Here is a 16,280-nt window from a genome sequence, read left to right on the forward strand (position 1 = left end):
ATTTCGGTAAAATAAAGCTATTAAATAGATAGTGAAATAAGATAAACATTATGAAAGGAAGAAAATAATGATAAGGGAAGCAACTAAAAGAGATTTAGCATACATTTTAGATATTTATAACGATGCGATACGTTATACAACAGCTGTATATGCCTATAAACCTGTAACCCTTGAAAATAGAATAGATTGGTATGAACAAAAAAAGGCCGAAGGGTATCCAATTTTCGTATACGAATTAGAGAATAAAGTAGTAGGATTTGCGACATTCGGCCCATTTAGAGCGTGGCCTGCTTATAAATATTCAGTTGAACATTCTGTATATGTAGATAAGGCATATAGAAAAAATGGAATTGGATCTTCATTAATGAAAGAATTAATCACAATTGCGAGGGAAAGAGAGTATATGACCTTAATTGCTGGTATTGATGCAGAGAATGAGAAAAGTATTGCCTTGCATCAAAACTATGGATTTGCTCATGCAGGTACAATAAAAAAAGCTGGTTATAAGTTTAATAAATGGCTAGATTTAGCTTTTTATCAATTGGAGCTTAACGGGCCTGAAAATCCTATAGAAGAATAAATGTTTTTCGGTAGCAAGGATTAATTCATGCTACCTTTTTCTTATTTTAATAGCTGAAATGATCTGCTAAAAAGGTTTTTTATATTCGATATTGAATTATTAGAAAGTGATATAACGATGTGAAAAGAGGAATGGAAATGGAAACTGTCATTAATAAAATAAAAGAGATACAATCTAATTATGTGGGAATGGAAATTTATTCTACAAAAAACAATCGTATAGTTGCTTCATACAATAGTGAATTAAATATTCCGTTAGCATCAGCAGCAAAATTAGTCATTGGGTTTGTAGTAACGAAAATGGTGAAGGAAAATAAACATAATTGGAATGATATACTTCATCATATTACATTTAATCCAAATGAAGATAGCGCGCAACTATATCCGCATTTGCAAGGAAGAACCGCTTTGGTGCTTAGTAAAGCGGTAGAGGTGATGATAGCTTGTCACGACAGTTATTTGCACAGTCAGTTGTAATGCACTGTGGTGGATGGGATGCTGTGAAAATGTATGCAAAAACGTACTTTTCAAAAATTCATATACAAGAGAATGCTAGAGATGAGAAAAATGTTGGAGAATTAAATGAAGTTCTTGCACTTTTAATACAAATTTTTCAAGGTTATAAATCAGAACCAGAACTATGGGAACCAATTATTAGCGGCATGGTAAGACAGCAAGGAGAGTATGAAGAAATCCCATATCATCATTTAGCTCATATGACAGGTGGATTGCCTACAGCTACAATAAATATTGGTATAATAGGAATGTTTAACGAATTCCCGTTTCTTTATGTTATTGGGGGAAAAGATTTACCTAGTCGACGTGAAAATAATGAGGTAGATGAAGCTTTTGCAGTAGCTTTGGAATGCATATACAAAGAATATAGTGAAAGCGTGCTAGGGGTGAGCGATTGAAAAAAACTTAAAGACTTCAACAATCATTATTTTAATTATAACGATTATTGCTCTTGAAGTTGGAATCGCACTATATGATCACAATCTATCATTAGATACAATTTACTTTGCCGCGATCCTTATTTGTATTGTACTGCTTTTTGGCACACGTGTTTCTGAAGAGAAAGAAAGTACATCGAAACGAGGCCGAAGAAAAACAGCTCTTCTATTTTGGCCATCTATTATATTGTCTATCGCTTGTTTTGCAGTTATAAGTTACATAAGGATAGGCTATGTCTCTGTACCAGGGATAATTGGCTTTTCATGCTTTGTTACATATGGTGGATTCGTATGTATTAGTATTTTAAAGAGAAAAAATAAAATGTAGATTACTAAGCTGAAAGGAAGCAATGTATATGAAACATATAGAGAACGGTACACGTACTGAAGGAGAATATATTAAAAATAAAGTTATTCAATATAATATGTCCATCTTAACAGATGAGGCAAGACAACCGATGGAAGAAGTAAGCCTCGTAGTAAAAAATGAAGAAGGAAAAATTTTTGGTGGTGTAACAGGTACGATGTATTTTTATCACCTTCATATCGACTTTTTATGGGTTGATGAATCAGTTCGTCATGATGGTTATGGCAGTCAACTATTACATAAAATTGAAGGTATTGCAAAGGAAAAGGGGTGTAGATTAATATTGCTAGATTCATTTAGTTTCCAAGCACCAGAATTTTATAAAAAGCACGGTTACAGGGAGTATGGTGTCGTTGAAGATCACCCGAAAGGTCATAGTCAGCACTTTTTTGAAAAGAGATTATAAAGTGAAACTTTAATCAGTGGGGGTCTTACTGCCCGTTAAAGCGGGATAATAATACTATGTATACTGGTTGATAGGAGAAAGAATATGTACACGTATAAATTGCAACAAGAACAGCCAATCTGTGCAGAAAAAATAAAAAATCTTTATGGTTCTGTCGGTTGGTGGCCAGAAAGAAAAGAAGTCGATATTGAAAAAATGTTAAAGAATAGTATAGCCATTGGGGTATGGGAAGAAAATGAATTAATCGGATTTGCTAGAGTTGTTTCTGATGGTGTTTTTCGAGCATACATTGAAGATGTTGTCGTACATGAAAGTGTAAGGAATAAAGGAATTGGACAGAAGATGCTAACAATGTTACTTCGAGAAATATCTCATATTGATATTGTTAGTCTATTTTGCGGAGAGAAACTAATAAAGTTTTACGGTGAGCAGCAATTTCAAGCGACGAAGCAAATTGTGATGCATCGTAATCAAATCGGGAAAGAATAAGAGGTGCAAATTAAAATGAATACAACAAGAGCGTATTGTTTATCGAAAAGAAAAGTGACAGAAGATTCTCCAGATGGTTGGAGTGCAACATGTATGAGGCTTAATAATAAAATATTTGCGATAGTGAATCATGAAGAAGGTGAAAAAGCTGCCATTACATTGAAGTGTGATCCAGAAGTCGCATTAAGAATAAGAGACGATTATCCAGAAGTAATTATTCCAGGGTATCATATGAATAAAAAACATTGGAATACCGTGTATATACATAAGGGTATAGAACAGGAGCAAATTAATAAAATGATTGATTGGTCGTATGATTTAGTACTACAATCATTTTCAAAGAAAAAGCAGCAGGAGTTAATGGATTAATATGTATTAGGAGTGGGTGTAATGAAAAATTCGATTAAAGATACGTATGATAAATTAGCGAGTACATATAAAGAAAATCTAGATTTCGCAAATCCATATAATAGCTACTATGAAAGACCGGCGATGATGGAGATTATTCCAAAGGAACTAGAAGGAAAGAAGATATTAGATGCTGGATGTGCAGCTGGATGGTATACTTCTCAATTCGTAGGAAGAGGAGCAAACGTTACAGCAATTGACGTAAGTCCTGAAATGGTAAAAGCCGCAAAAGAAAATATAGGAGAAAAAGCAATGTTCCTTTGTCATGATCTGCAAGAAACATTGCCATTTGAAGATAATACGTACGATGTGATTGTAAGTTCGTTAACTCTTCATTACTTAGAAAATTGGAATCAAGTATTTCAAGAGTTTCGTCGCGTATTGAAGCCAGGTGGAGAACTTATATATTCTATTCATCATCCTTTTATGGATTTCACAAAGTTTACATGTGAAAGTTATTTTGAAACACAGTTATTAATAGATACTTGGGTTAAACCAAACATTACAATTGAAGTCGAATTTTTCAGAAGGTCACTACAAGACATAATAAATGAAACTACAAATTATTTTGTATTAGAAAAAGTAGTGGAACCGAAGGCCGTTGGGAAAATGAAAGAAGTAGATGAAAAATCATATTATTATCTAAATACGAATCCACATTTTCTTATCATTAAAGCAACTAATAAATAGCTAGTAAAATAATTTTATTTTACTAGCTATTTACAGTTTCACATTATATATTAGGAGATTTTAAAATGAATACGAAACGAAACAGATTATTATATGCACTGTTTACTATAGTTGTTATTATTTTAGGTCTTAGCTCAAGAAAATTTTCTTTTGCACTACCACATCTATTAAATGATTACTTAGGTGATGCTTTATGGGCATTAATGATTTTCACTGGATTTGGATTTGTGTTTCCTAAAATGACAACAAAGAAGTTGGCTTTTTTTAGTTTAATATTTTGCTATGGGATTGAAGTGAGCCAATTGTATCATGCAAATTGGATAGACAGCATTCGTGCAACGACTTTGGGCGGACTGGTGTTGGGATACGGGTTTTTGTGGAGTGATTTAGTGGCTTATACAATGGGTGTTGGAGTCGGAATGCTGTGTGAGTTTATATTACGGAAGAAATAATCGATTTTAAAAAGGAGACTGTTATGAAGAAAATAATATTAATCGGTTCTGGTGGTTCAGGAAAATCTACATTAGCAAAGCAATTAGGAACTAAACTAAACATTAAGGTGCATCATCTTGATGCACTATTTTGGAAACCGAATTGGGAAGGTGTTCCGAGAGAAGAACAAAGAACAGTTCAAAATAACTTAATTAAAGATGAGAAGTGGATTATTGATGGGAATTACGGCGGGACGATGGATATAAGACTAAATGCAGCTGACACAATTATCTTTCTTGATATTCATAGAACGATTTGCGTTTATCGTGCTTTTAAAAGAATTGTAAAATATCGAAATACAACGAGGCCGGATATGGGGGAAGGATGTGAAGAAAGGTTTGACTTGCAATTCTTCAAATGGATATGGGAGTATCCTAATAAGAAAAAACCTACCATTTTAAAAGGGTTAGATCAATTAAATGAAGATAAAAAGGTAATTATTTTGAAATCTCCAAATGAAGTGAAAAGATTTCTAAACGAAGTACGGTAAGTATACATATATACATGAAAAGTTAGGGTTGAAAAAGGAGAAATACGGAGGGATAGTGTTGAATAAATTCATTCGTTCGATTGATTCTTATATGGTGAAGATACCAGATGGAGAAGTAACATTAAGAGATGATCGTATAAAAAAAGAATGGCACGTTCATATTGAACCATTTCTTCTTGCAAAGTATGCTGTAACAATGGAACTATATGATGCTATTACAAATAGTACATTAAATATTATTGAAAATAATTATAAACCAGTTGTAAATATTTCATGGAATGATGCTATTGCGTTTTGTAATGTACTTTCAAAAAAAGCGGGATTAAAAGAATATTATTCTATTAGTGATGATGGTCAAATTGTGAGATGTAATTTAGATTCAAATGGCTACCGATTACCATATGAGGCAGAGTGGCAATATGCATGTAAAGCAGGTGCAACCGGATATACATATGGGAAACTTCATGATATAGCGTGGTATAATGAAAATTCAAATGGACAAATTCATGCCGTTGGCCAAAAAGAACCGAATGCATGGGGACTTTATGATATGCTAGGGAACGTTTGGGAATGGTGCTATGATTTGTATGATGAAAAAGTGTACGGATCATACCGCATTTTTCGTGGTGGTAGTTGGGCTGAAGCAGCGAGAGGTTGCGGCGCTACTTGTCGTCGTCGAAGCCATCCTACATTTCATATAGATGATCTCGGTTTTAGACTTGCTAGGTCAATTTAGTAGACACCATGATACGAACAACTAAGAAAAGAGTATGGAGAGAATCCGTACTTTTGCCAACATAGAAACGATTTAACGTAAGGAGTGTTTATAATGGCGCGTGTTTTATTTATTAACGCTGGATCAGAAGGACATATAAATCCAACTTTACAAGTTGTTGAAGAATTGATTTCTCGCGGTGAAGAGGTCGTTTATTTTTCAATAGAAGCTTTCAGGGAGCGGATTGAAAAGACAGGTGCTACTGTACGAACGATTGATGATCAAAAATTTATAAAAGCGTTTCTATCTGGAGGCAGAAATTATTTACAGGAAAGAATAAACGGCCTTCTACATACAGTGGATGTTGTAATACCAAGTGTTTTAGAACAAATTGAAGGGGAACACTTTGATTACATGATTCATGATTCCATGTTTGGCTGTGGGCATTTAATTGCTCAAATTCTAAATCTTCCAGCTATAAATTCATGCACATCTTTTGCGCAGGATGAAAAATCATTTGAGCAAATGTTAGGTCATCTGTCAAAAAATATCCCAGTAGAAATTCATGATAAAATACAGAATGATTTTCAAAACTTAACGAAGGGAATTGCTGAAAAATATGGTGTTGAAATAAAATCATCGTATGAAGTTTTCTGTAATCCTGCACCACTTACTATTGTGTATACAATTAAGGAGTTCCAGCCTTTTGGTGATACGTTTGATGAAACATATAAATTTGTAGGACCATCTATCTCTGCACAAGTAACAAACAGAGACTTTGATTTTACTTCAATTGAAGAAAAAAGCCCGATTTATATTTCATTAGGTACTGTTTTTAATGAAGCGCTTGATTTTTATAAACTTTGTATGAAGGCCTTTGAGAATAGTGAGCATACAATTGTTATGTCTATTGGTAATAAAACGAAAATAAGTGATCTAGGTGAAATTCCTAAAAACTTCATTGTGAAAAATTATGTGCCTCAAACCGAACTGCTTACTTATACGAAACTATTTATTACACACGGCGGGATGAACAGTACGCATGAAGGACTATATAACGGGGTTCCGCTCGTTGTAATACCGCAAAGTGCAGATCAGCCAGTAATCGCAAAACAAGTGGAGAGTCTTGGGGCAGGAGTAAAATTACAAATGCAAGGATTAACTGCGGATCAACTAAGTGAAAGTGTAGAAATAGTATTAAACAATCCGTCATTTAAAGAAGTCGCTTTGAATATGAAGGAGTCTTTCCGGAAATCAGGTGGATATAGGCAAGCAGCTGATGAAATCTTTAAGTTTGTTAGATTCAATATGAAACGAACTTGATAGCTGTGTGGAATTGGGTGTCAATATACTACAAAATAAAAAGCTTCCAAATAGGATGCTTTTTATTTTATGTTGTGATTCTTATTTTTAATATCTAGTATCGTTAATACCAAGGCACTGAGAGAGATTAGTGCAAGAATAAAACTTAACCAGTTAAATGTATTGTCCATAATAAATATTGAGGTAAAGATGATAGAAAAATATATAAACATTGAAATAAATAAGTATAAGTTTCGTTTTAAAGATTTTAAACTTTCTATTATTATCACCTCTGCTTTATTTAAGTGTTATGAAATTTATTGTACAAAAAAAAGAATCTGCACACTTGTAAATTCTTTTGGTGATGATTTTTTAAACTGCATTCTAATAATAAGATGTATTGAATTGCAAGAAATCAATTATTAAAGTAATGATAATCCTAATATCCATTCGTCAAAACGGGTAGATTCATGGATAGTAAGGGGGATTAAACGTATTGTCCTTTTTCAATCTGTTATTTTCGTTTATTAAAAATTCCACTTGCGTTTTGAAGTACGTTCGATTTCTTTTATTAGAGCAGGAAGGTCTTCAGTATACCGCTGTTCACTTACATCACTTCGCCCAGGTTCTTTTGGAATTACAATATAAATATTTTGGGAGAATATAATACAATGTGATGCATCTAATATCTTTACTGCTAATACCTTATTTCTCTTAAATGTCACCGTACTCTCACCAGAAGTTATATGTAAATAGTCTGTATCAATTCTAAGTGTAATGTTCCCAATGTTTTTTTGTTCTTTTTAATTATAAATTTATTGTGCAGTTTTGGAAGCCAAGTGTTAAATAGGAAATGAATCATAATCACAAAAAATATAAGGAATACAATGGTCAGTATATTAATAAGTATTATTTCAGATGAATTATATGTTTTTTTAGAGATTAAATAATCAACCGTCCATATAGTGATACACAAACATTGAGCCAACATTCCTAAATACCAATACCACTTTTTTAAAGCTTTATTAACTTCTATTCCATATGATTGTGTGGAAATAGAGTACATGATTTTCATGTTTAACCTCCTTTGACATCGCTATAAACGCCTGTGAAAGTATTTTCAAGAATGCTCAATCATTTTAAATATAGCATTTACTAATGAAAAACTAAACAGGATCATCCGCATTCAGTAAAAAGAAATTACATAGCAAAGTAATAGATAAATAAATTTAAATTTTATTTTAATATGTTATGACTTAGTTTTATGTGTTAGTAATGATTTCACTGTTTCTGCACCACTTCTGCACATTCTTAGATGATTTCTATGTCATGATATATCCATCAAGTAAAATATTTAACTTGATGGATATATTTTCACTACGGTGTATGCATAACTAACATATACATCGGTACATGCTTGTCTCTTGTTATTCTTTTACATCAAAGCCCACATTCCACTACAAAGTATAACAAGAAGGAGACATGAACATGAATAATCGATTTTTAAAACAACTACAAAATATGAAAATGAACAAGAAGAGTCTAGGGGCTGTAGCATTAACAGCTGGAATTATTGGTACGACACTTATTCCTCAAAATGCTTATGCACATGGTTTTGTTGAAAAGCCTGGTAGCCGTTCCGCTTTATGCAGTCCAACTTATGGTGCACTAAATGTAAACTGCGGAAGTGTTATGTATGAACCACAAAGTTTAGAAGCTCCAAAAGGGTTCCCGCAAAATGGCCCAGTTGATGGACAAATCGCTTCTGCAGGCGGAAAATTTGGTGGTACTTTGGATCAACAAACAGCAGATCGTTGGTTTAAAAATACAATCACTGGTGGGGAAAATACATTTACTTGGAAGTATACAGCGCCACATTTAACAAGTAAATGGCACTATTACATTACTAAAATAGGTTGGAATCCAAATAAGGAGCTAACAAGAGCAGATTTCGAGCCGATTGGAACTGTACAACATGATGGTTCTGCAGCTTCAAATAATGTAACTCATAAAATTAATGTACCTACTGATCGTAGTGGATATCATGTGATTTTAGCAGTATGGGATGTAGCGGATACTGCTAATGCATTCTATAATGTAATTGATGTTAATCTTATTAATGATGTGAAACCAGACACAGAAGCTCCAAGTATTCCAAATGGATTTCAGGCGCAAAAAGTAACAGCGAATAGTGTTGAACTAACATGGAACTCTTCTACGGATAATGTAGGGGTAAAAGAGTATCAAATCTTCCGTAACGGAGAGATGATTGACACAGTACCAGGAACTCATTTTATTGATAAGAAATTACAACCAAGTACAGAATACTCGTATACTGTAAAAGCAATTGATGCAGCTGGCAATGTTTCGAAAGAAAGTACAGCGCTTACAGTAAAAACAACAGTTGAGGCTCCTGATACAGAAGCACCGACACAACCAAAAGGATTACATAGCATGGGAACAACATCGTCAAGTGTGGATCTAATGTGGAGTCCATCTGACGATAATATTGGTGTAGACCATTACGATATTTATAGAGAAACAGAAGGATCAATGAAAAAAATTGCAACATCCAATACGACTTCTTATATGGATAAAAATTTACTCGCTAATACTACTTATAAATATGTAGTGAAAGCTGTTGATGTAGCTGGAAATGAATCTGTACAGAGTGACATTTTCACAATTACTACCAAAACTGAAAGCGCTTCATATGAAGCGTGGGATGCAAAGAAAGCATATAAAAAGGGAGACAGAGTTCTACACGAAGGAAAAGTATATGAAGCAGTCCAGAGTTATCAAGGAAATGGCGATCCAAACTGGATTTATGCATTATCATTATGGAAAACAGTGTAAGCTTTACCTAGGTATGAACTAAGAGATGATGGGCTTTGATGCAAAATGGAATCTTGAGAATTCACTTTTCTATTAATAAAAAAGGGTAGTATATGAATACATAAGATTCATATACTACCCTTTTTATTACGATAACACTTTTGTCATAAGTATATGTGGAATGCCATCTTCCATAAATATATCAGAAGAAGTTTCATAACCTAATTTTTTATAGAATCCTTCAGCTTGTGTTTGCCCGTGTAGTTTCACTTTTGTAGCTTGTTCGTTACGAGCAATTTCTTCTAATGTTTGAATGATGACTTTACCTAATCCATATTTACGATAGTCTTTTAAAATGCAAATGCGTTCTAATTTTCCAGTACCATCAATAAATCGTATACGCCCTGTACCTACAGGAAGCTCATTATAATAAACTAAAATATGTTTACATTGCTCTCCGATTTCATCGAACGAATCGAATTCATCTGCAAGAGGGACAGCTTGTTCTTTTACAAATACTTCTTTTCGAATGTGAAAGGCAGTTTCTAAATCTGTAAGTTCTGTTATGAGTTTGGATTGCAAAATGTTCAGTCCTTTCTAGTATGATGTGTTTTCATAGTATATCATAATAAAGCGCTATTAAGAGAAAAAGAACACACTAAAAAGCCAACTTTAAAAAGTCAGCTTTTATTATAATTCCTTTATTCCATTTTTAGTTCCGATAATTGCCTTACTCGTCATATTTATAAACAATCCTGTTTCAACTACACCAGTAATCATTTTTAATTGAATGTGTAAATGGGCAGGATTAGAAATATGATTAGGGAATATACAATCGATAATCATATTATTATTATCGGTTATAAAGGTTTCATTATTTTTTAAACGTAACGTTGTTTGACATCCTAAAGATTGAATTTTACTTTCGGTTTGTTTCCATGAAAAAGGGATGATTTCAACAGGTAATGGAAAAGCGCCTAAATGTGTAACGAGTTTTGATTCATCAGCAATAATTATGAGTTTTTTAGAAGAAGAGGCGACAATTTTCTCGCGAAGTAATGCACCGCCGCCACCTTTTATAAGTTGTAAATTAGAATCAATTTCATCAGCTCCATCGATTGTAAGATCGAGTGTATCGGTGTCATTTAAAGAAATTAACGGGATAGATAGTTGTTGTGCTAATGCTTCAGTTTCCTTAGATGTAGGTACAGCTTGAAATGATAAACCTTCTTGTACGCGTTCTCCTAACTTTTGTATCGTCCAATATACAGTAGAACCTGTACCAAGCCCAATCTTCATGCCATCTTTTACAAAGTTAGCAGCATATTCACCAGCGAGCTGTTTTAAATTCATCGCTTTACTCCGCCGGACGTGGCCCTGCATCAAGACCTGAATTTTCAACTGTAAGTACCGGACGAACGACTATATTTTTATGTACACGCATTTGACAAGATAATCGTAACTGATCTTCAATTCCTTTTTCCGCCATCGCATTTTTTTCATTTGCACTTGCTTCACAGAAATCACCTGCTATAATTTCTACTCTACAAGTTGTGCAACGTGCATTCCCACCGCAACGATGAAGAATGTTGACACCGCTATCTTCAATTGCTAATACTAACTTTGTTCCTTCTTTCACATCAAAAGTTCCCGCACCTTCAATTGTTAATTTTGGCAAATTTGTTCCTCCTCACGTAAAATTGTACATAACATATTTATGACCGCGAATTCTTGAACATAAACATTATTTTTTTATATGCCCGTAACTTTTTTAAATGTTGAATCGTTTATTAAGTAAGCGCTGAAAAGGAGTGGTTATTTTGTGCACAAAAGTAACTCATGTTTTAAAGAATCATATCGATATGAATCATTCAAATATAAACTTTTTAATTGAGCAATATGGAGAGTTAAAAAGGTACTGTACTTTTTTAACGAAAAACAAATGGGATGGGGAAGATCTCGCCCAAGAGACAATTTGTAAAGTGCTTCAAAAATATAGAAATAAAGATATTTGTATGACACTCGTCTATAAAATAGCTAGAAATCGTTGGTTAGATCAGATGAAGTCAAAGTCAGTTCATGAAAAACTAAGAGAACAAATCAATTTTGAAGAACCACATGAGACAATTGCAGATTTGCATGAAATAGTAGGGAAAGTATTATCATCATTAAATGTACAACAATCCGCAATTTTATTATTAAAAGATGTTTTTCAATATAGCATTGCTGACATTGCTAAAGTATGTTCTGTATCGGAAGGGGCAGTGAAAGCTTCTTTATTTCGGAGTAGAAATAGGCTGAAAACTGTAAGTGAAGAAGGGATTGAGATAGTCGAATTCACAGAGAATATTGAAGTTGTTGTAACATCTATTCGTGAGGAAAAACCGGAATTGTTAACCAAACTTCTTCCGGCAATAGATTTTACAAAGTTACCATCTAAACAGCCAGTCTTATTATTTAGTGCAAAAAAACCTTCTTCCTACAGTTGTATGTTTTTCGCCGCATAACAATTATTGGAGGGATTTAAAATGAATGCAATTCCATATGTTGTAGAACAAACGAAATTAGGAGAACGTTCCTATGATATATATTCAAGGTTATTAAAAGACCGCATTATTATGATCGGTTCAGAAATTAATGATCAAGTAGCGAGTAGTGTCGTAGCTCAATTATTATTTTTAGAAGCGGAAGATGCAGAGAAAGATATATTTTTATACATCAATAGCCCAGGCGGTTCAACGACAGCAGGTTTTGCAATATTAGATACGATGAATGTAATCAAACCAGATGTACAAACGCTATGTATGGGCTTTGCCGCATCATTCGGTGCATTGTTATTATTATCAGGAGCAAAAGGAAAACGGTTTGCGCTACCTAATAGTGAAATTATGATTCATCAACCGCTTGGTGGTGCACAAGGGCAGGCGACGGAAATTGAAATCACAGCAAAAAGAATACTAAAGTTAAAACATGATATTAATAAAATGATTGCAGAAAAGACAGGGCAACCGATTGAAAGGGTAGCGCATGATACTGAAAGAGATTATTTTATGACTGCAGCAGAAGCGAAGGAATATGGGATTGTAGATGATGTCGTTACAAAAAAATAGCAAAAAGAAGGCTAGAGCTTATAATACATTCTCTAGCCTTCTTTTTTAATCTTTCATCCATTCATCGACTAATGTTTGATTCTTTTCAATCCATTTTCGTGCAGCTTCTTCGGGATCTTTCGTTTTATTTAACATGACCATTAACGTTCCAAGTTGTTCATCGTTCATTTTCCATTTATCAAAGTATTTTACAATATCAGGATGATCTTTTTCGAAACCTTTACGAACAGAGTAATAAATGTCATCTTTTTCACCATATACTTTCTTAGGGTCTTTTAAATACTTTAAGTCAAATTCTGAAAAGCCCCAATGCGGATTCCAAAGCGTAACAGCGATTGGTTTCTTTTTCGTATATGCTTTTTTCAGCTCACTCATCATCGCAGCTTCTGAAGATTGGACAAGTTTTAGTTTTATATCATATTCTTTCATTGCTTTATTCGTTAAATTCATAAGACTACTACCGGGTTCGATACCGACAATTTTATTATCTAATTCATCTTTATGAGCATTTAGGTCTTCAATACTGTTAATGTTTTTCACATAAGAAGGGACAACTAAACCTAGTCCAGTCCCTTCATACCATTTTGATTTTAAAACAATGTCATCTTTATATCGATCATTTAGCGGTTTATCCGTAACGGGTAGCCATACTTCTAAATTAGCATCAACATCACCACGAGCGACTCCAGTCCAAATCGCAGCTTTTTCTAAATACATGAGCTCAACTGTGTAGCCTTTTTGTTCTAGTAATACTTTCCACATGTTCGCGGTTGCAATATTTTCTTTCCAACTTGTTACACCAAGTTTAATTTTTCCTTTCGAATTTGCATTTGTTGCATTACATGAAGTGAAAATCATAGTAATACATAATGTAAGGCATATAAGCCATATTTTCTTTCGCATCGAAAACCTCCTAAGTAACGTTTGCCTTATTAAATAAATGTATAAGTAAGCATTCTTATTATGAACGTAAACGAGAATTTTAAAGAAATCTTATGAATGTCATTTTTATGTAATATTTCTTTGTAAAATCGCAACACTATGTGAATAGATGGGTAGAAAAGGAGTAGTGACATGGATAATACAAAGGTGCGTGTTGAAAACGTAACAAAAGTATTCGGGAAACACCCGCAAAAAGCTCTTACCTTAATAAAAGAAGGAAAAAGTAAATCGGAAATTTTAAAAGAGACTGGAATGAATGTTGGCGTAAAAAAGGCAACGTTTGAAGTATATTCTGGCGAAATTTTTGTTATTATGGGTTTGTCTGGTAGCGGGAAATCTACATTAGTTCGTATGTTAAATCAATTGATTAAACCAACCGCAGGTCATATATACATAGATGGTGAAGACATCGCAACGATGGGAAAAGAAGAGTTACGGAGAGTAAGAAGAACAAAAATGAGCATGGTATTTCAGAAGTTCGCTCTATTTCCGCATCGTACGGTTATACAAAATGTTGCATATGGTTTAGAAATACAAGGAGTTCCAGTAGAAGAACGAGAGAAAAAAGCATTAGAATCGCTACAGTTAGTAGGACTCGATCATCATAAAGATAATTATCCAAGTCAACTTAGTGGTGGTATGCAGCAGCGCGTTGGAATCGCAAGGGCATTAACGAATAATCCAGATGTATTACTTATGGATGAGTCATTCAGTGCGTTAGATCCACTTATTCGAAAAGAAATGCAAGATGAATTGTTAGAGTTACAAGATAAAATGGAGAAAACGATTATCTTTATTACGCATGATTTAGATGAAGCACTTCGAATTGGAGATCGTATTGCATTAATGAAAGATGGAGAAATTGTCCAAATTGGAACGCCGGAAGAAATTATGATGAGCCCCGCTAATGAGTTTGTAGAAAAGTTTGTTGCGGATGTGAATTTAGGAAAAGTAATTACAGCGGAGTCTATTTTAAAACGACCAGAAACTTTATTAATCGATCGTGGACCTCGTGTAGCCCTTCAAATTATGAGGAATGCTGGTGTTTCTACTGTATATGTTGTAAACAAAAAGTATGAATTTTTAGGTATATTAACTGCGGATGATGCGAGTAAAGCAGTACAAAAACAGTGGCCGATTGCTGATTTATTACTTAATGATATTCCGCATGTATATTTAGATACTTTACTGGAAGAGACGTATGCAAAAATGGCAGAGATGAAATATCCGTTACCAGTAATCGATGAGAAGAAAAGGCTAAGAGGAATTATTAAACGTGAAAGTGTCATTCAAGCTCTTGCAGGAAACATTGAGGAAGAGGTGAAAGACGATGAATAGTATACCGCGTATTCCATTAGGGGAATGGGTCGACTCATTTGTGGCAAGTTTATATGAGCACTTTGAAGGGTTATTCCGAGGGTTCTCTTATATTATTGGCGGATTCGTTGATTTACTCACTAATTTTTTAACAATAATACCTGCCATATTGATGATTATTATCTTGTGTTTCCTCATTTGGTACACAACGAGGAAATTATCTTTAGTCATTTTTACGCTTATTGGATTATTATTTATTTTAAATATTAACTACTGGGCACAAACGATGCAAACATTAGCACTCGTACTTACGTCTGTTATTATTTCAATTATTGTCGGAATTCCAATTGGTATATTAGCATCTCAAAATGAACGCTTCTCAAAATTTTTAAAACCGACATTAGATTTTATGCAAACAATGCCGGCATTCGTATACCTTATTCCGGCGATTACATTTTTCGGAGTAGGTGTAGTACCTGGGATTATTGCATCAGTAATCTTTGCAATGCCACCGACAATTAGATTTACAGACTTAGGAATTAGACAAGTTCCAGAAGATTTAATTGAAGCAGCGAATGCATTTGGATCCACAGCATCACAAAAACTATTTAAAGTCCAATTACCACTCGCAACGGGAACAATCATGGCTGGAGTGAACCAAAGTATTATGCTTTCGTTATCAATGGTTGTAACAGCGTCACTTGTGGGAGCTCCAGGGCTTGGAGTTGATGTATACCGCTCTGTAACACAAGTTAATATCGGAATGGGATTTGAAGCTGGATTAGCTATCGTAGTAATCGCAATTATATTAGACCGAATTACACAAGGGTTCCATACGAAAAGAAAATAATAACCAAAAACACACTTTTATACTACAAAGTGTGTTTTTTATTGCATTCAGATTACATACGAACGATAACAGAACCTCCAGCCGGCGCACAAACTTGGTTTTGCTGTTGTTCCATGGATTTAATTAATTGATTATTTTCTTCAATTAATGAGATTAATTTAGCTAATTGACTTTCAAGACTTGCGATACGCTGCATCATATAGTGAGAATCATGATGCATTGTATTCCTTACAGGATGAGGGGAATAAACATATTGTTGATTTGAATTTGGATTCCAATGAGGATACATTTGAATCGCTCCTCCTTCAATAAATTACGAATCTTTCTTATAGTAA

Annotated in this window: 21 protein-coding genes and 1 pseudogene; 16 read left to right on the forward strand and 6 right to left on the reverse strand. The window is 33.8% G+C overall.

Annotated elements, in window-relative coordinates; genetic code table 11:
- Positions 1-67: 67 nt before the first annotated feature.
- The 11 genes and pseudogenes from COK05_RS17150 to COK05_RS17200 all read left to right on the forward strand — a co-directional run bounded on the left by COK05_RS17150 (position 68) and on the right by COK05_RS17200 (position 6,912).
- Positions 68-580: a GNAT family N-acetyltransferase gene (locus COK05_RS17150; protein ID WP_098613527.1), complete on the forward strand. Its 513-nt coding sequence runs from the start codon at positions 68-70 to the stop codon at positions 578-580.
- Between the two features lie 137 nt (positions 581-717).
- Positions 718-1,493, forward strand: a pseudogene (locus COK05_RS17155) (serine hydrolase).
- Complete coding sequence (locus COK05_RS17160; RefSeq protein WP_098613528.1) at positions 1,489-1,860, forward strand: hypothetical protein; 372 nt, start codon at positions 1,489-1,491, stop codon at positions 1,858-1,860. The pseudogene COK05_RS17155 and the gene COK05_RS17160 overlap by 5 nt, the downstream one beginning before the upstream one ends.
- Before the next feature lie 28 nt (positions 1,861-1,888).
- The gene (locus COK05_RS17165; protein ID WP_097966354.1) at positions 1,889-2,305 is read left to right on the forward strand and encodes a GNAT family N-acetyltransferase; all 417 of its coding nucleotides are present in this window, start codon (positions 1,889-1,891) and stop codon (positions 2,303-2,305) included.
- 84 nt (positions 2,306-2,389) lie between these two features.
- Positions 2,390-2,794 (forward strand): GNAT family N-acetyltransferase, encoded by a 405-nt coding sequence (locus COK05_RS17170; protein WP_098613529.1) that lies wholly within the window; start codon positions 2,390-2,392, stop codon positions 2,792-2,794.
- A 15-nt stretch (positions 2,795-2,809) separates the two neighbouring features.
- Positions 2,810-3,163, forward strand: a complete 354-nt coding sequence (locus tag COK05_RS17175) for an MmcQ/YjbR family DNA-binding protein (protein ID WP_098613530.1) — start codon at positions 2,810-2,812, stop codon at positions 3,161-3,163.
- Between the two features lie 21 nt (positions 3,164-3,184).
- A complete protein-coding gene (locus COK05_RS17180) occupies positions 3,185-3,892 on the forward strand; it encodes a class I SAM-dependent methyltransferase (protein WP_098613531.1) in 708 nt (235 codons plus the stop codon).
- A 65-nt stretch (positions 3,893-3,957) separates the two neighbouring features.
- Complete coding sequence (locus COK05_RS17185; RefSeq protein WP_098613532.1) at positions 3,958-4,344, forward strand: DUF2809 domain-containing protein; 387 nt, start codon at positions 3,958-3,960, stop codon at positions 4,342-4,344.
- A gap of 23 nt (positions 4,345-4,367) precedes the next feature.
- Positions 4,368-4,874, forward strand: a complete 507-nt coding sequence (locus COK05_RS17190) for a DNA topology modulation protein (protein WP_098613533.1) — start codon at positions 4,368-4,370, stop codon at positions 4,872-4,874.
- 58 nt (positions 4,875-4,932) lie between these two features.
- Entirely contained in the window at positions 4,933-5,610 is a 678-nt protein-coding gene (locus COK05_RS17195) for a formylglycine-generating enzyme family protein (RefSeq protein ID WP_141539141.1), read from the forward strand.
- Between the two features lie 93 nt (positions 5,611-5,703).
- Complete coding sequence (locus COK05_RS17200; RefSeq protein WP_098613535.1) at positions 5,704-6,912, forward strand: macrolide family glycosyltransferase; 1,209 nt, start codon at positions 5,704-5,706, stop codon at positions 6,910-6,912.
- Between the two features lie 506 nt (positions 6,913-7,418).
- On the opposite strand, the gene COK05_RS17210 is transcribed toward COK05_RS17200, so the two are convergent.
- A complete protein-coding gene (locus COK05_RS17210) occupies positions 7,419-7,616 on the reverse strand; it encodes a hypothetical protein (protein WP_098613536.1) in 198 nt (65 codons plus the stop codon).
- 763 nt (positions 7,617-8,379) lie between these two features.
- Here COK05_RS17210 and COK05_RS17220 point away from each other — a divergent pair.
- Positions 8,380-9,747: a lytic polysaccharide monooxygenase gene (locus COK05_RS17220; protein WP_098613538.1), complete on the forward strand. Its 1,368-nt coding sequence runs from the start codon at positions 8,380-8,382 to the stop codon at positions 9,745-9,747.
- Positions 9,748-9,873: 126 nt separating this feature from the next.
- Here the strand turns inward: COK05_RS17220 and COK05_RS17225 are convergent, their stop codons facing one another.
- The 3 genes from COK05_RS17225 to COK05_RS17235 form a co-directional block, all read right to left on the reverse strand.
- A complete protein-coding gene (locus COK05_RS17225) occupies positions 9,874-10,308 on the reverse strand; it encodes a GNAT family N-acetyltransferase (RefSeq protein WP_098613539.1) in 435 nt (144 codons plus the stop codon).
- Between the two features lie 108 nt (positions 10,309-10,416).
- Positions 10,417-11,079, reverse strand: coding sequence for a ribose 5-phosphate isomerase A (rpiA, locus tag COK05_RS17230; RefSeq protein WP_098613540.1), 663 nt, complete (start codon positions 11,077-11,079; stop codon positions 10,417-10,419).
- A 4-nt stretch (positions 11,080-11,083) separates the two neighbouring features.
- Positions 11,084-11,404 (reverse strand): 2Fe-2S iron-sulfur cluster-binding protein, encoded by a 321-nt coding sequence (locus COK05_RS17235; RefSeq protein WP_098613541.1) that lies wholly within the window; start codon positions 11,402-11,404, stop codon positions 11,084-11,086.
- Positions 11,405-11,546: 142 nt separating this feature from the next.
- On the opposite strand from COK05_RS17235, the gene COK05_RS17240 reads away from it, so the two are divergent.
- Positions 11,547-12,233, forward strand: a complete 687-nt coding sequence (locus tag COK05_RS17240; protein WP_098613542.1) for an RNA polymerase subunit sigma-70 — start codon at positions 11,547-11,549, stop codon at positions 12,231-12,233.
- Positions 12,234-12,254: 21 nt separating this feature from the next.
- Positions 12,255-12,836, forward strand: coding sequence for an ATP-dependent Clp endopeptidase proteolytic subunit ClpP (gene clpP / locus COK05_RS17245; protein WP_098613543.1), 582 nt, complete (start codon positions 12,255-12,257; stop codon positions 12,834-12,836).
- A gap of 45 nt (positions 12,837-12,881) precedes the next feature.
- On the opposite strand, the gene COK05_RS17250 is transcribed toward clpP, so the two are convergent.
- Entirely contained in the window at positions 12,882-13,739 is an 858-nt protein-coding gene (locus tag COK05_RS17250; RefSeq protein WP_098613544.1) for a glycine betaine ABC transporter substrate-binding protein, read from the reverse strand.
- Between the two features lie 171 nt (positions 13,740-13,910).
- Between COK05_RS17250 and COK05_RS17255 the strand changes: the two genes are divergently transcribed.
- Positions 13,911-15,116, forward strand: coding sequence for a quaternary amine ABC transporter ATP-binding protein (locus COK05_RS17255; RefSeq protein ID WP_098613545.1), 1,206 nt, complete (start codon positions 13,911-13,913; stop codon positions 15,114-15,116).
- Positions 15,109-15,945 (forward strand): ABC transporter permease, encoded by an 837-nt coding sequence (locus COK05_RS17260; protein ID WP_001084760.1) that lies wholly within the window; start codon positions 15,109-15,111, stop codon positions 15,943-15,945. Before COK05_RS17255 ends, COK05_RS17260 begins: the two co-directional genes overlap by 8 nt.
- Before the next feature lie 52 nt (positions 15,946-15,997).
- Here COK05_RS17260 and COK05_RS31055 read toward each other — a convergent pair whose 3' ends face one another.
- Positions 15,998-16,234, reverse strand: a complete 237-nt coding sequence (locus COK05_RS31055) for a hypothetical protein (RefSeq protein WP_141539142.1) — start codon at positions 16,232-16,234, stop codon at positions 15,998-16,000.
- Positions 16,235-16,280 lie beyond the last annotated feature (46 nt).

It is taken from the genome of Bacillus cereus (assembly GCF_002567495.1).
Taxonomy (GTDB): domain Bacteria; phylum Bacillota; class Bacilli; order Bacillales; family Bacillaceae_G; genus Bacillus_A; species Bacillus_A cereus_AQ.

What these genes read in the sequence shown, in the direction of transcription:
- COK05_RS17150 (WP_098613527.1), top strand. Translation starts at nt 68, where the DNA reads ATGATAAGGGAAGCAACTAAAAGAGATTTAGCATACATTTTAGATATT.
- COK05_RS17165 (WP_097966354.1), top strand. Translation starts at nt 1,889, where the DNA reads ATGAAACATATAGAGAACGGTACACGTACTGAAGGAGAATATATTAAA.
- COK05_RS17170 (WP_098613529.1), top strand. Translation starts at nt 2,390, where the DNA reads ATGTACACGTATAAATTGCAACAAGAACAGCCAATCTGTGCAGAAAAA.
- COK05_RS17175 (WP_098613530.1), top strand. Translation starts at nt 2,810, where the DNA reads ATGAATACAACAAGAGCGTATTGTTTATCGAAAAGAAAAGTGACAGAA.
- COK05_RS17180 (WP_098613531.1), top strand. Translation starts at nt 3,185, where the DNA reads ATGAAAAATTCGATTAAAGATACGTATGATAAATTAGCGAGTACATAT.
- COK05_RS17185 (WP_098613532.1), top strand. Translation starts at nt 3,958, where the DNA reads ATGAATACGAAACGAAACAGATTATTATATGCACTGTTTACTATAGTT.
- COK05_RS17190 (WP_098613533.1), top strand. Translation starts at nt 4,368, where the DNA reads ATGAAGAAAATAATATTAATCGGTTCTGGTGGTTCAGGAAAATCTACA.
- COK05_RS17200 (WP_098613535.1), top strand. Translation starts at nt 5,704, where the DNA reads ATGGCGCGTGTTTTATTTATTAACGCTGGATCAGAAGGACATATAAAT.
- COK05_RS17220 (WP_098613538.1), top strand. Translation starts at nt 8,380, where the DNA reads ATGAATAATCGATTTTTAAAACAACTACAAAATATGAAAATGAACAAG.
- rpiA (WP_098613540.1), bottom strand. Translation starts at nt 11,079, where the DNA reads ATGAATTTAAAACAGCTCGCTGGTGAATATGCTGCTAACTTTGTAAAA.
- clpP (WP_098613543.1), top strand. Translation starts at nt 12,255, where the DNA reads ATGAATGCAATTCCATATGTTGTAGAACAAACGAAATTAGGAGAACGT.
- COK05_RS17250 (WP_098613544.1), bottom strand. Translation starts at nt 13,739, where the DNA reads ATGCGAAAGAAAATATGGCTTATATGCCTTACATTATGTATTACTATG.
- COK05_RS17255 (WP_098613545.1), top strand. Translation starts at nt 13,911, where the DNA reads ATGGATAATACAAAGGTGCGTGTTGAAAACGTAACAAAAGTATTCGGG.
- COK05_RS17260 (WP_001084760.1), top strand. Translation starts at nt 15,109, where the DNA reads ATGAATAGTATACCGCGTATTCCATTAGGGGAATGGGTCGACTCATTT.
- COK05_RS31055 (WP_141539142.1), bottom strand. Translation starts at nt 16,234, where the DNA reads ATGTATCCTCATTGGAATCCAAATTCAAATCAACAATATGTTTATTCC.